Annotated in this window: 12 protein-coding genes; 5 read left to right on the plus strand and 7 right to left on the minus strand. The window is 66.3% G+C overall.

Features of this window, described 5'->3' with window-relative positions; all coding sequences use genetic code 11:
- Positions 1-16: 16 nt before the first annotated feature.
- From hpaD to EDD25_RS11565, 6 genes are all read right to left on the minus strand, one after another.
- Positions 17-1,096, minus strand: a complete 1,080-nt coding sequence (hpaD, locus tag EDD25_RS11540) for a 3,4-dihydroxyphenylacetate 2,3-dioxygenase (protein ID WP_134173398.1) — start codon at positions 1,094-1,096, stop codon at positions 17-19.
- 93 nt (positions 1,097-1,189) lie between these two features.
- On the minus strand, positions 1,190-2,686 hold the full coding sequence (gene hpaE / locus EDD25_RS11545; protein ID WP_134173399.1) for a 5-carboxymethyl-2-hydroxymuconate semialdehyde dehydrogenase: 1,497 nt from the start codon (positions 2,684-2,686) through the stop codon (positions 1,190-1,192).
- The gene (gene dapA / locus EDD25_RS11550) at positions 2,683-3,639 is read right to left on the minus strand and encodes a 4-hydroxy-tetrahydrodipicolinate synthase (RefSeq protein WP_134173400.1); all 957 of its coding nucleotides are present in this window, start codon (positions 3,637-3,639) and stop codon (positions 2,683-2,685) included. The genes hpaE and dapA overlap by 4 nt, the downstream gene beginning before the upstream one ends.
- Positions 3,640-3,688: 49 nt before the next feature.
- Complete coding sequence (locus EDD25_RS11555) at positions 3,689-4,372, minus strand: GntR family transcriptional regulator (protein WP_134173401.1); 684 nt, start codon at positions 4,370-4,372, stop codon at positions 3,689-3,691.
- Positions 4,354-5,841, minus strand: a complete 1,488-nt coding sequence (locus EDD25_RS11560; RefSeq protein WP_134173402.1) for a fumarylacetoacetate hydrolase family protein — start codon at positions 5,839-5,841, stop codon at positions 4,354-4,356. The genes EDD25_RS11555 and EDD25_RS11560 overlap by 19 nt, the downstream gene beginning before the upstream one ends.
- A 123-nt stretch (positions 5,842-5,964) precedes the next feature.
- Positions 5,965-7,308 carry an MFS transporter gene (locus EDD25_RS11565; RefSeq protein WP_134173403.1) on the minus strand — a complete coding sequence of 448 codons (1,344 nt, stop codon included), beginning with the start codon at positions 7,306-7,308 and terminating at the stop codon, positions 5,965-5,967.
- 190 nt (positions 7,309-7,498) lie between these two features.
- On the opposite strand from EDD25_RS11565, the gene EDD25_RS11570 reads away from it, so the two are divergent.
- The 5 genes from EDD25_RS11570 (at position 7,499) to EDD25_RS11590 (ending at position 12,349) form a co-directional block, all read left to right on the plus strand.
- The gene (locus tag EDD25_RS11570) at positions 7,499-8,989 is read left to right on the plus strand and encodes an NAD-dependent succinate-semialdehyde dehydrogenase (protein WP_134173404.1); all 1,491 of its coding nucleotides are present in this window, start codon (positions 7,499-7,501) and stop codon (positions 8,987-8,989) included.
- Positions 8,990-9,052: 63 nt separating this feature from the next.
- A complete protein-coding gene (locus EDD25_RS11575) occupies positions 9,053-9,859 on the plus strand; it encodes a TrmH family RNA methyltransferase (RefSeq protein WP_134173405.1) in 807 nt (268 codons plus the stop codon).
- A 130-nt stretch (positions 9,860-9,989) separates the two neighbouring features.
- A complete protein-coding gene (locus EDD25_RS11580; protein ID WP_134173406.1) occupies positions 9,990-11,174 on the plus strand; it encodes a thiolase family protein in 1,185 nt (394 codons plus the stop codon).
- The gene (locus tag EDD25_RS11585; protein ID WP_134173407.1) at positions 11,175-11,966 is read left to right on the plus strand and encodes an SDR family NAD(P)-dependent oxidoreductase; all 792 of its coding nucleotides are present in this window, start codon (positions 11,175-11,177) and stop codon (positions 11,964-11,966) included.
- A gap of 71 nt (positions 11,967-12,037) precedes the next feature.
- Positions 12,038-12,349, plus strand: coding sequence for a hypothetical protein (locus tag EDD25_RS11590; protein ID WP_134173408.1), 312 nt, complete (start codon positions 12,038-12,040; stop codon positions 12,347-12,349).
- Positions 12,350-12,355: 6 nt separating this feature from the next.
- Here EDD25_RS11590 and EDD25_RS11595 read toward each other — a convergent pair whose 3' ends face one another.
- Positions 12,356-13,798 (minus strand): helix-turn-helix transcriptional regulator, encoded by a 1,443-nt coding sequence (locus EDD25_RS11595; RefSeq protein ID WP_134173409.1) that lies wholly within the window; start codon positions 13,796-13,798, stop codon positions 12,356-12,358.
- Positions 13,799-13,869 lie beyond the last annotated feature (71 nt).

Raw genomic sequence — 13,869 nt, forward strand, 5'->3', positions numbered from 1 at the left:
ACGCTCGTGAGACCGGTTAGAGCGTGTGGCCGAGTTTGAAGCCGTGCTCCGTGTCGTCCTGGCGGGTGTAAGAGAAGCCGTCGGCGCCCACGGTCACGGCCATTTCGCTCGGCTCCTCGCGTGCCACGACCGGCTGCGGGTTGCCGTCGAGATCGAGCACGAGTGAGGCGTCGGTGTACCAGCTCGGCACCACCGGGTTGCCCCACCAGTCCCGGCGCTGGTTGTCGTGCACGTCCCAGGTGACGACGGGGTTGTCGGGGTCGCCGGTGTAGTAGTCCTGCGTGTAAATCTCCACGCGGTGCCCGTCCGGGTCGCGCAAATAGAGGTAGAACGCGTTCGAGACACCGTGACGGCCCGGTCCACGTTCGATCAGGTCGCTTTTGCGCAGCGCACCAAGCTTGTCGCAGATGTAAATGATGTTGTGCTTCTCGTGCGTCGAGAAGGCGATGTGGTGCATGCGCGGGCCGTTGCCACCGGTGAGGGCGGTGTCGTGCACGGTGTCCTTGCGGCGCATCCACGCGGCGTAGGTGACACCGTCGGAATCCTGGATGTCTTCGGTTACTCGAAACCCGAGGTCTTCGAGGTACGTGCGGCCGCGACCGACGTCGGGGGTGACCTGGTTGAAGTGGTCCAGCCGTACGAGCGCCCCCGGTCCCTGCAGGTCGTACCGCCAGGCGAGGCGCTCGACGTGCTCGGTGCTGAAGAAGAATTCGTACGGAAACCCGAGCGGGTCTTCGACGCGCACGCTGTCACCGATGCCCTTGACGAAACCATTGGGGCGACGCTCGGTGCGGCAGCCGAGCTCCTGGTAGTAGGCCTCGGCGCGGTCAACGTCTTCGGGACTGCGCACCCTGAAGGCCATGGCGGCGACCGCGGCGATCGGCCCGAGGCGCAGTACGAGGTTGTGGTGAATGAACTCCTCGAAGGGGCGCAGGTAGATCTCGGTGTCGCTCTCCTCGGTGACGACGAGGCCGAGAATATCGACGTAGAACTCGCGCGACCTGGCCAGATCGGTCACCACGATGTCCATGTAGGCACAGCGCAGAATGTCGGGCGGGGTCGCGGTCGGGGTGGGGACCGGGTTGGTGGTGGTCATGAAATTCTCCTCGATGAGATTCAACAATGGGAAGTCGTCGGTCGAGCGTGTCAAAACAGGTGGTCTCGGCACGCTCGACCAGCGTGGGGTTGCTTAGCTGCGGCCGAAGCGGGGGGTGTGCACGGGAGCGAGCGTGATGTGCACGGCCTGCTGGTCGGTGTAGAAGTCGATCGAGCGGTAGCCGCCCTCGTGGCCGAGGCCACTGGCCTTCACACCGCCGAACGGGGTACGCAGGTCGCGCACGTTATGCGAGTTCAGCCAGACCATGCCGGCGTCGACTGCCTGGGCGAAGTTGTGCGCCCGTTCCAGGTTGGTGGTCCAGATGTACGCCGCGAGGCCGTACTTCACACCGTTGGCCAGCTCGAGGGCCTCCTCGTCACTGTCGAACGGGGTGATCGCCACGACCGGTCCGAAGATCTCCTCCTGAAAGATACGCGCCGTCGGGGCGACATCGGCGAACACGGTCGGCGAGACGTAGTTACCGTCGTCAAGCCCGGCCGGGCGACCGCCACCGGCGAGCAGGCGGCCCTCAGTCTTGCCGATCTCCACGTAGCTCATGACCTTCGCGTAGTGCTCCGGATGCACGAGCGCGCCGACCTCGGTCGCGGGCTCGTGCGGGTCGCCGACCACGATGCTCTGCGCGCGCGCTGCATAACGGGTACAGAAGTCGTCGTAGACCGACCGCTCCACCAGAATTCGGCTCGACGCGGTGCAGCGTTCGCCGTTGAGCGAGAAGACACCGAACAAGGTCGAGTCGATCGCGGCGTCGAGGTCGGCGTCGGCGAAGACGACGGCGGGCGACTTGCCGCCGAGCTCCATGGACATGCCCTTGAGGTTCGCGGCGCAGTTGCGGTAAATGGTCTGCCCGGTGGTCGTTTCGCCCGTGAAGGAGATGAGCGGCACATCCGGATGCTTGACCAGCGCGTCGCCGGCCTGCTCTCCGATGCCGTTGACCAGGTTGAACACCCCATCGGGTACTCCGGCGGTGCGAAAGATCTCCGCCCAGAGGCTTGCGGAGAGCGGGGTGAACTCGGCCGGTTTGAGCACGACGGTGCAGCCGGAGGCGAGCGCGGGGGCGAGTTTCCAGCTTTCGAGCATGAACGGGGTGTTCCACGGGGTGATCAGCCCGGCGACGCCCACGGGCTTGCGATTGACATAGTTGATCTGCCGGCCGGGCACCTTGTAAGTGTCGTCGGCCTGCGCGACGATCAGATCGGCGAAGAAGCGAAAGTTCTCGGCCGCACGGTGGGCCTGGCCGAGCGCCTGGGTGATCGGCAGACCGGTGTCAAAGGTTTCGAGTTCGGCGAGACGGGCGTCTTGTGCCTCGACGGCGTCGGCGATGCGGTGCAGCACCCGGGCGCGAGCGCGGGGGAGTATTTTCGGCCAGGGGCCCGTGGTGAAGGCGTCCTTCGCCGCGGCGACGGCTCGCGCGATGTCGGCCTGCTGACCGGCGGCCGCGGTGGCGTAGGTCTGGTTCGACACGGGATCGAGCACGTCGAAGGTTTCTCCGTTGACGCTGTCCACGAACTGGCCGCCGATGAAGTGCTGGATGTGGGTGGGCAGGTTCTCGGGAATGAAATGAACGCTCATTTGTGGGTTCCCGCTCCGGTGAGGGTGAAGCCGGCGCTCGAGGTGAGGTAGTCGGATCCGGAATCCATGAGAATGCGCACCCTGGCCAGGCCGCCCGGCGTCAGCTCGATCAGCGGAGGCCGCACGAAGGGGCTCTCGATCAGGCCCTGCTGGGCCATGACCCACTTGCCGGGTGCCGGGTTGGTTTCGACAAAAAGCAGGTCGACGAGCGGGTGCAGGCCGTAGTGGATCGTGCGGGCACGATCGAAGTCGCCCGACTCCCACGACTCGTACATTTCGGCCACGGCGGCGGGGGCAATGTTGCTGGTGGCGCTGACGAAACCGGCGCCGCCGAGGGCCATGAGCGGCAGGCACAGCAGCTCGAGGCCACTCCAGACCATCAGCTCGGGTCCGCAGAGCTGCAGTACGCGGGAGAAGTGTTCGAAGTCTTTCGTGGTCTCCTTGACACCCACGAAGTTGTCGAAGTCACGGTACAGCCGTGCGACGGTCTCCGGAGCGATGTCGACGGCCGTGCGGCTCGGCACGTTGTAGGCCACGATCGGCAGGTCGGGGAATTCCTCGCAGACGGTTTTGTACCAGACGTAGAGCGCCTCCTGGGTGGGTCGGGCGTAGTACGGCGTGATGATGAGTGCGGCGTCGATGCCCGCGTCGCGTCCGGCGGCCGTGAGCTCGAGGGTCTCGTCGAGCTTGGTCGACCCGGTTCCGGCCATGAAATGCACGCGGTCGTTGTTTGCCTTCGCGACGGTGCGAATGGCCTCGGCGCGTTCCGCGATGGTCTGCGAGCTGGGCTCGCCCGTCGAGCCCCCGATCGAGAGGCCGTGTGAACCGGATGCGATCTGCCAGTTCACGAGATTGGCCAGGCCCGCGTGGTCCACGGCCCCGTCCGCGGTGAAGGGGGTCATGAGGGCGGCAATGGATCCGCGGATCTGACTCGGGGTGCTGCGAAACTTCATGCTGTTTTCCTTCCGGGGAGGGGGTCGGTTGGTTCGTCGAAGCGTCGGGTCACGAGCCCGCGGGGGAGGCGTCGCGCGATGCGAGAAAGGCCTCAAGGGTGTTGAGTCGGTGGTTGCGGGCAGCGAATTCGATCTCGAGCGAGGTCGCACCCCCTTCGATGAGGTCAAGCAGGTGTTCGTGCTCGGAAACGGACGCCGCCGCGCGGCCGGGCACGAAACCGAAGGTGGACTCGCGCAGCACCGTGAGTCGGTTCCAACCGCGGTGCACGAGGTCGAGAATATGCGGGTTGGGGCAGGTGCTGTAGAGCTCGGCATGGAACTCGCGATTAAGAGCCGTGAAGCGCACGGGGTCGAAGTGCGTGAGCGTTTCGGCGAGGTCAGTGTTGATGCGGCGGGCGCGAGCGAGCGCATCGGCTCCCAGCAGGGGAGCGGCCAACGCCGTGGCCATTCCCTCGACCAGGCCGAGGGTCTGCATGGTGTGCTGGTATTCGGTGGGGTCTGGCATGGCGACCTGAGCGCCCACATTGCGGGCGAACGTCACGAGGCCTTCGGCTTCGAGGCGGCGGATGGCCTCCCGTACGGGCACGGGACTCATGGAGATCTCGCGTCCGATCTGGTCGAGAACCAGCCGGTAACCGGGGCCGAACGTGCCGTCGTTGACGCGGGTCTTGAGCCAGTCGTAGGCGATCTGGGCCTTGCCGACGGGCGGCGCGGCTACGGTGTCGGTTGCCATGAACGGTACCGTTCCTTCCACGCCGGGTTCATCGGGTAGAGGCCGTCGACTCCTTCGCCGCTGGCGACCATCTCGGCGATGAAGCTCTCTTCGCGCTCCTGCTCGATCGCATCCGTCACGAGCTCGTCGACCAGGTGCGGGGGAATGACGAGCACACCGTCGCAGTCACCGACAATGATGTCGCCGGGCTGAACGGATGCCCCGCCGCATGCGACCGTGAGGTCCACGTCCCAGGGAACATGCCGGCGGCCGAGAACGGCAGGGTGCGCGCCGGCGTGATACGCGGGGATCTCGAGGGCTTCGACCGCAGCGAGGTCGCGTACGCCACCGTCCGTCACGATGCCGGCTGCGCCGCGCACCTGAGCTCGCAGGGCGAGGATATCGCCGACCGTGCCGGTACCGGTCTCGCCGCGAGCCTCAATGACCAGTACATCGTCGGGATCCAGTCCGTCGAATGCGCGTTTTTGGGCGTTGTAGCCGCCACCGTGTGACGCAAACAGGTCTTCCCTCGCCGGGATGAACCGCAGGGTGCGCGCGCGGCCCACCATGCGCTGGCCCGGATGAGTGGGGCGCAGGCCATCGATGCTCATGTTGTTGAAGCCGCGCTTGCGCAGCTGGGCGCTCAGGGTCGCGGTCCCGACGCTATTGATGCGCGCCTTGACGTCGGCCGTGAGCGCGAACGTCGGCGGCGCGGTGGCTGCTGCGTCCGTGGCGAGAAGCCCGGCGGCCGCGGCCGAACCCCAGGCCTCGGTGCGCTGGTGGTCGTCCACCTTGGGCTGGGCGCCCCAGTAGCCGAGCTCGAATTTTCCCTCGGCCACCGGGGTGACGAGTCGGCCGCTGCTGGGGGAGCCGCTCGCGTCGGGGGCGTCCACCTCCACCTCGACCACGTCGCCGGGCTGCACAACGGATGCCCCAGCCGGGGTTCCCGTGAGGATCACGTCACCGCGCTCCAGCGTGAGGAGTTGGGCCAGGTCGGCCACGAGCTGGCCGAAGGGGAAGAACAGGTCCGCTGTGGTGTCGTTCTGCACGAGCTCACCATTGACCCAGGTTCGCACGCGAAGCGCAGCGGGGTCGAGGGATTCCGCCGCCAGAACGAACGGACCGATGGGCGTGAACCCGTCACCGCCCTTGGATCGCAGATTGGACCCTTTGTCGGCGTAGCGCAGGTCGTAGATGCCGAAGTCGTTCGCGGCGGTGACGCCGGAGACCGCCGCCCAGCCATCCTCGGGACGGATGCCGTGCACCCGGCGACCAATGATGAGCGCGATCTCACCCTCGAAGGCGAGAAGTTCGGTGCCTTTCGGTCGTACGATGACGGACCCGGAGCCGGACACGCTCGTGCCGGGCTTCAGAAAATAGGAGGGCTGCTCGGGAACCCGGCCGCGCTGCGCCGCGCGTGAGGGGTAGTTCACGTGCACGGCAATCACCTTGCCAGGCCGGCCGAGGAACGGCGTCGGTTCGTGAGTCATGGTGTCCTTTCGCAACACTGCGGTTTGTATATGAAACCATATACGATCGGTCGCGCCATGTCGAGGGGTCAGACGGATGGCGTGGCCGTTCCCGAGTTCGGGGGCGGTGCCGATGTGGTGGTGCTAGTCGTGGGCGCTGACGCCGAGGGGTGCACCCCTGGTCTCCTTGACGAGCGAGACCGCCACGAAAGAGATCGCGGCCATAATCATGAGGTAAATGCCGATCGAGGTGCTCTGCCCCGTCTTATCGAGAAGCAGCTGGGCGATGAGCGGCGCGAAGGCCCCGCCGAGGATGGCCCCGATCGCGTAGCCGATGGAGACACCCGAATAGCGCACCTGTGCCGGGAACATTTCGGCGTACAACGCGGCCTGGGGTCCGTAGGAGAAACCGAGACCGCTGGCGAGGATGACCAGAGCGAGGGCGAACCAGATGATCTCACCGGTATCGATGAGCAGGAACATCGGGACGGACCACAGGAAGAGGAAGGCATAGCCGAACTGAAATGTACGGATGCGCCCGATCTTGTCGGACAGGATTCCTCCGGCCAGGGTGGAGGCGAGCCAGAACACGGCGGCGACGGTGCTCGCCACGAGCACGGGGGAACGCTCCATGCCGAGTCCGCCGACCTCGACGGGCTTCGTGGCATACGAGGCGAAGAAGGCGATCAGAATGTAGCCGGCGGCGTTGTTGGCGATGAAGATCAGGGCGGTGAGGATCACCTGGCGCCAGTGCCCACGGAACAACTGCTTGAGCGGCGCGGCGGATTCCTTCTTACGAGTCTGCATCTCCTTGAAGACCGGGCTCTCGGCCACGGACTTGCGGATGACGTATCCCACCAGGATGAGCAGCACGGAGACGAGGAACGGGATGCGCCAGCCCCAGCTGAGGAAGGCCTCTTCGCTCATGGACGTCGTGACGGCGAGCATGACACCGGTGGCGAGAATGAGCCCGACCGGAACGCCGATCTGCGGGTAGGCGCCGAACAGGCCGCGTTTGGCCACGGGGGCGTGCTCAACGCTCATCAGGGCGGCCCCGCCCCACTCCCCGCCGGCCGAGAAGCCCTGCACAATGCGCAACACGATGAGCAGGATGGGAGCCCACACGCCGATCTGGTCAAACGTGGGGAGCAGCCCGATGAGGGCGGTGGCCGCACCCATCATGACCAGGGTGAAGACGAGCATCGCCTTGCGGCCGAGGCGGTCGCCCAGGTGGCCGGCCACGATTGCGCCCAGTGGACGGAACAGGAAGCTGATTCCGAGCGAGGCCCAGGCGACGAGCTGCGCCAGCGGGGCGTTGTCGCCGGCGAGGGGAGCGAAGAAGAGTCCCGCGAGCACGAGGCCGGCGGCCTGAGCATAAATGAAGAAGTCGTACCACTCGATTGTCGTGCCCACCATGGTGCCCGCGAGAACGCGGCGCTCCTCGGATCGTTTGGCGCTCGTCTGTGGGAGGTCGGTCGTTAAGGCCATGGAATACTCCTATGTATTTCACTGTGGTGCAGGGGGAGGGCGTCTGCCGCAAGCTCAATGTCGTCCGGCGAAACCGGGGTGTCGGCAGTATGACATGCCGAGGGCAGGATTACCTACCCATCGGTAAGTATTTAATTGGTGAGCCGTCCTTGCCGGTAGATTTGGTTCACAGGCTTTTAGAGGAGGCAGAATGACGCAGGTCACAGAAGTACGGGACGCCGAAGCAGAGCTGCTTGAGCGGGTACCCCACCAATTGTTCATCAACGGGGAGTGGGTCGCGGCATCCGCCGACCGCACCCTGGACGTGGTCGACCCGGCCACGGGTCGGGTCATCCGGACTATCAGTAACGCCAGCGTGGCGGATGGCGCCGCCGCCATGGATGCGGCCGTCGCGGCCCAGGCTGATTGGGCGGCAACGGCGCCTCGCGTACGCGCCGAGATCCTGCGCCGAACGTTCGACCTGCTGCAGGAGCGCAAGGAGCAGTTCGCCCTGCTCATGACGATGGAAATGGGTAAGCCCCTCGCCGAGGCGCGCGGCGAAGTGGCCTACGGCGGTGAGTTCCTGCGCTGGTTCAGCGAGGAAGCTGTGCGCGTGAGCGGTCGTTACGGCGAGAACCCCGAGGGAACCGGGCGCATGATCGTGACTCAGCAGCCCGTTGGCCCGTGCTTCCTGATCACCCCGTGGAACTTTCCGCTCGCCATGGCCACGCGCAAGATTGCCCCGGCCCTCGCGGCCGGTTGCACGGTCGTCATCAAGCCCGCCGAGCTGACCCCGCTCACTACGCTGCTCTTCGTGGCACTGCTTGAAGAAGCAGGGCTGCCAGCCGGCGTCGTGAACGTGATCACGACCTCGGAGTCGGCCGCCGTCTCCGGCCCGATCATCGCCGACCCGCGCCTGCGCAAGCTGAGTTTCACGGGCTCGACCCCCGTGGGCAAGGCCCTCATTCGTCAGTCGGCCGAGAACGTGTTGCGCACCTCGATGGAACTCGGTGGCAACGCCCCGTTCCTCGTGTTTGCTGACGCCGACCTCGACAAGGCCGCCGATGGCGCCATGATTGCCAAGTTCCGTAACATCGGACAGGCGTGCACGGCGGCGAACCGCTTCCTCGTGCACGAGTCCGTCGCCGACGAGTTTGCCCGCCGGGTGACCGAACGCGTGAACAAGTTCGTCGTGGGCCGTGGCACGGAAGAGGGCATCACGATCGGCCCACTGATCAACGCGGCGGCGGTCGCCAAGTCCGATGCCCTCGTGCAGGATGCCGTGTCACGCGGCGCCGTTGTGCACACCGGCGGTACCGCCCTCGACGGACCCGGCACGTTCTATGCCCCGACCGTGATCAGCGGAGTGACCGCAGGCAGCGATATCCTCGCGGAAGAGATCTTCGGTCCCGTGCTCGCGATCACGACCTTTGCCGATGACGACGAGGCGGTGCGCCTGGCCAATGACAGTAACTTCGGCCTGATCGGCTACGTCTTCACCGCTGATTTCGCTCGTGGCCAGCGCATGATGGAACGTCTGGAGACCGGGATGCTCGGCCTCAACACCGGCGTCGTGTCCAACGCGGCCGCGCCGTTCGGTGGAGTGAAGCAGTCCGGTCTCGGCCGCGAGGGTGGACTGGAGGGGATACGCGAGTACCTCTCCACGAAGTACACCCTCACGCCCGATCCCTTCGCTGGGTAGCGGCACTCGGGTGGCGCCGAGCACCCTCCCGCGAGCCGGGAGGGTGCTCGGTAGACTGGGCGGATGCCCATTATCGAGATTGCCGACCTGAGCGATCCGCGGCTCGTGGACTATGCCCACCTCACCGATGTTGCCCTCAAGAAGGCGCGCGGAACAGAGCACGGGCTGTATATAGCCGAGTCGGCATTAGTCCTGGAGCGAGCATTACGCGCGGGGCATGAACCTCGATCGGTCCTGGCCCTCGGCAACACCGCCGATGAGGCCGCGGCCGTGCTCGGCGTCTGGGCGGAACATGTGCCGGTGTTCGTGGGACCCGGTGAACTACTTGCCGAACTCACCGGCTACATCCTGCATCGCGGTGTCATTGCGGCCATGCACCGCCCCGCACTGCCCGACGCTGAGACGCTGCTGGCCGGGGCCCGCCGCATCGTCATTCTGGAGAACGTGTCCGATCCCACCAACGTGGGCGCCATTTTCCGCTCCGCGGGGGCCATCGGTGCCGATGCCATCCTGGTGACGCCGCACTGCTCCGACCCGTTCTATCGCCGGGCGATCCGCGTGTCCATGGGCACCGTGCTGCAGGTTCCGTGGACGCGCGTGGGGGACTGGCCATCCACCCGGGAGGTGCTCACCCGGCACAGTTTTCACGTGGCCGCGCTGGCCCTCACCACGGATGCCGTGAGCCTGCGGGACTTCAACGGTCACGAACACGAACGGCTGGCCCTGCTGCTCGGCGCCGAGGGTGAGGGGCTGACCCCGGAGGCACTGGAGGCGTCAGACAGCGTCGTTCAGATTCCCATGAAGCACGGCATTGACTCGCTCAACGTGGCCGCGGCCAGCGCCGTCGCCATGTGGGCGCTGACAAGCTAGCCGTCCGCCCCGCGCCGTTCCCACCGCTTGTCGGCGAAGAACGCGCCGTCCCGGTCGTCCCGACCGTGCATACCGTGCCGGCGACACCTCGGCTGTTCGCGGAGTGGCGCGACCGGCCTAGGCTGGTCGCATGAGCAATGAAGCTGTCATCGTCGATGTCGTTCGCACTCCCTCCGGCCGAGGCAAACCTGGCGGCGCCCTCAGCGGCGTGCATCCCGCCGACCTGCTCGCGGGCGTACTGAGCGACCTGCTGCGCCGCAACGACCTTGACCCCGCGCTCGTCGACGACGTGATTGGCGGTTGCGTGAGCCAGATCGGCGAGCAGAGCTACAACGTGACGCGCACGGCGCTGCTGAGCGCGGGCTTTCCCGATTCCGTGCCCGGAACGACCATTGACCGCCAGTGCGGTTCCAGCCAGCAGGCCGCGACCTTCGCCGCGCAGGGCGTGATCGCTGGCAGCTACGACATTGTCATCGCGTGTGGCGTCGAGTCGATGAGCCGAGTGCCCCTTGGCTCTTCGGCGGGAGGTCAGGATCCGTTCGGCTCCCTGATGCACGAGCGGTATCCGGAGGGACTGGTGAACCAGGGCATCTCGGCCGAGCTCATGAACGCCAAGTGGGGTCTCACCCGCGACGACCTCGACAATTTCGCCGCCCGATCGCATCGGTTAGCCGCCGCCGCGGCGACGCGCGGCGATTTCAACGGGGAGATCGTCGGCGTCACGACACCCGACGGTCGACACCTCACCGCCGACGAGACCATTCGTCCCGCCACGACCATGGATTCCCTCTCCGGCCTCAAACCGGCCTTCTTCACCGACCACGCGGCGGCACGCTTCCCCGAACTTGACTGGCATATCACCGCCGGGAATTCCTCGCCGCTGACCGACGGCGCATCCGCTGTGCTCATCATGAGTGCCACCCGCGCCAAACAACTCGGCCTCACCCCCCGTGCCCGCTTTCACGCCGGCGTCGTCACCGGAAGCGACCCCCTCCTCATGCTCACCGGCGTCATTCCGGCGACCCGGCGAATTCTTGAGCGCACCGGCCTCGGCATCGACGACATCGACGTGTACGAGGTGAACGAGGCCTTCGCCTCCGTGCCGCTCATCTGGCAGCGGGAACTCGACGCCAACCCGGAGCGACTCAACCCGCGCGGCGGTGCCATCGCGCTCGGGCACGCGCTCGGCTCCTCCGGTACGCGCCTGCTCGGCACGCTGCTGAACGAACTCGAGGCCTCCGGCGGACGCTGGGGCCTGCAGACCATGTGCGAAGGCGGCGGCATGGCCAACGCAACGCTGATTGAAAGGTACTAAATGCAGATCGACGGATGCTCCGCCCTCGTCACCGGGGGCGCCTCCGGCCTCGGCCTGGCCACAGCAACTGCCCTGCACGCGGCCGGTGCCGCGGTGGTGCTGCTCGACCTCCCCGGAGCGCCGGGGCAGCAGGTCGCCGCCTCCCTGAGCGAGACCGGACCCTCCGTGCGCTTCGTGGCCGGGGACGTGACGAGCGCCGATGACGTGCAGACGGCTGTGGACGCCGCGAGCGCACTCGGCCCGCTGCGCATCGTGGTCAACTGCGCCGGAATCGCCCCCGGCGCGCGTACCGTGGGGCGCAACGGACCGCTGCCCCTGCAAGATTTCGAGCGCGCCATTCGCATCAACCTCGTGGGCACCTTCAACGTGATCAGGCTCGCCGCCGCGGCCATGCAGCTCACCGAGCCGATCGGCGGAACCGGCCGGCAGGGAACGGCCGAACGCGGTGTCATCGTGAACACGGCATCCGTTGCCGCTTTTGACGGGCAGATTGGCCAGGCGGCCTACGCCGCCTCGAAGGGTGGTGTCGCGGCCCTCGCGCTGCCGCTCGCCAGGGAATTCGCGCAGACTCTGATTCGCGTCATGACCATCGCGCCCGGCATCTTCGACACCCCCATGCTGAAAGGACTTCCGCAGCCCGTTCGCGATTCCCTCGGCGCCCAGGTGCCGCATCCGAGTCGTCTCGGGGAACCCGACGAATACGCGGCCCTCGTGCGTCACATTGTGGAGAATTCGATGCTCAACGGGGAGACGATCCGGCTCGACGGGGCCATCCGCATGCAGCCGAAATAGCCACCCCGAAGCGCCCGACGGGCCCCGTAAGGCCGGTTAGGCTCGAAAGTAGCCGTTTAGAGGAGTAGCGCATGTTCATCCTGGGAATCATCATGATCGTGGCGAGCGCGGTGTGCTCGGTCGCGTCGGTGCGGCTGACGTCTCGCGCCAATCCTGGGGTGCACATTCCACTCTGGAGCAACCCGCCGTCGCGGTCCCGCGCGGGTACGGTGCTCACGGTGAGCACCCTCGTCCTGATGATCTGGGGCGGCAACCTGGCCACCGAACAGCTCGGCAGCTTTGTATTTCTCATCCTGATCGCGGTCGTTGTCGGCCCGTACCTCGTCGTCAGGCTCTTCCACAACCGCACGGTCGCCCGGTTGGACGCCGTCTCCCGCCCGTAGCGAGACCTACTCGGCGGCGTGGGCCTCGAGAAATTCGTAGACCTCCATGTCGTCGACGCCGGGGAACGTGCCGGATGGCAGGGGTGAGAGCACATTCGCGTGCAATCGGGCGCTCGGCCACGCGCGTCCGGCCCAGCGGGACGCCGCCTCCGAGTTGGGACGCCGGCAGCAGGACTCGTCGGGGCAGCGTGACACCGCCCGTTGCGTGGTTTCCCGCCCCCGAAACCACTTGGACTGCGCGAACGGCACGCCGACGCTGATGGAGAATTCGCCAGCATCCGTCTTCCCGGTCTGCGTGGCCGACCAGAACGTTCCGGTGGGGGTGTCGGTGTACTGGTAGAACTCGGTCGTTCGATTCGTGTGCGTGAACGCGCTGCGACTCGACCACTGCTTGCACACGAACTGGCCCTCGATCGAGCCGGTCACGTCCACAGGGAACGGCAGCCCGTCGTTCTCGTAGCCCTTCTGCAGCGCCCCATCACCGTTCACCCGCAAGAAATGCAACGGCATGTCCAGGTGCGAGGTCGCGAGGTTCGTCAGCCGCAGGGCCGCGGCCTCGTGGGTCACCCCGAAGGCGTCCCGAAAGTCTTCCACGGAGAGTTCCCGTTCGGCCTTGGCATTCGACAGAAAGGAAACGGCGGCGTCGCGCGGCATGAGACACGCCGCCGCAAAGTAGTTGATCTCGAGGCGCTGCCACAAGAACTGGGCGTAGCTGTCGGGGCGCTCATGTCCGAGCAGCCGGTGCCCCATGGCCTGGAGGGCCATCGAGCGCAGACCGTGGCCGCCGGGAATCGAGGCCGGCGGCAGGTAGATGCGGCCATTCACGAGGTCGGTCACCGAGCGGGTGGAACTGGGCAGATCGTTCACATAGACGAGGCTGAAGCCCAGCTGCTCGGCCATGACGCTCACCTCGCGGTGGGTGAGGGCGCCGAAGGTGTGACCGCTCATCTTCACTCGCTCCTCCACGAGTTCCTCAATGTCGGGCAGGTAGTTGCCCTGTTCGCGCATGCGCTCCCGCAATTCGGTGTTCGCGCGCCTGGCCTCCTCTGGGGTTGCGATCGCCTCGCTCGCGCGGCGGGCGAGTTCGCGGTGCAACCCAAGCAGTGACTCGATCGCGGCGAGCGGGGTGCCCTTGGTGATCTTCACCTGTGGCAGGCCGAGCGCGCCATAAAGCGGATTCTTCTGCGCGCGGTCGAGTTGGATCTCCATCGCCGCGCGATTGTTGGGCGCCTCACGACTCAGCAGTTCGGCCAGATCCACGCTGAGGGCGGCAGCGAGGTCTTGCAGGGCCGAGAGTTTGGGTTCGCGGCGCCCGTTCTCAATCAACGACAGCTGGCTCCCGGCGAGGTTCACCCGGTCACCGAGCTGGTCGAGGGTGAGGCCGCGTTCCGTGCGAAAGTGACGGATGCGATGGCCCAGGGTGATCAGATCGGAGGCTTGAGGCGACATTCCTTAACAATAGCGAAAGAATTGCCATTATTAACGTGCTTTTTAACGAAAGAAAACAGAAAAAGGGGGCA

Source organism: Cryobacterium psychrophilum (genome assembly GCF_004365915.1).
In the GTDB taxonomy this organism is placed as follows: domain Bacteria; phylum Actinomycetota; class Actinomycetes; order Actinomycetales; family Microbacteriaceae; genus Cryobacterium; species Cryobacterium psychrophilum.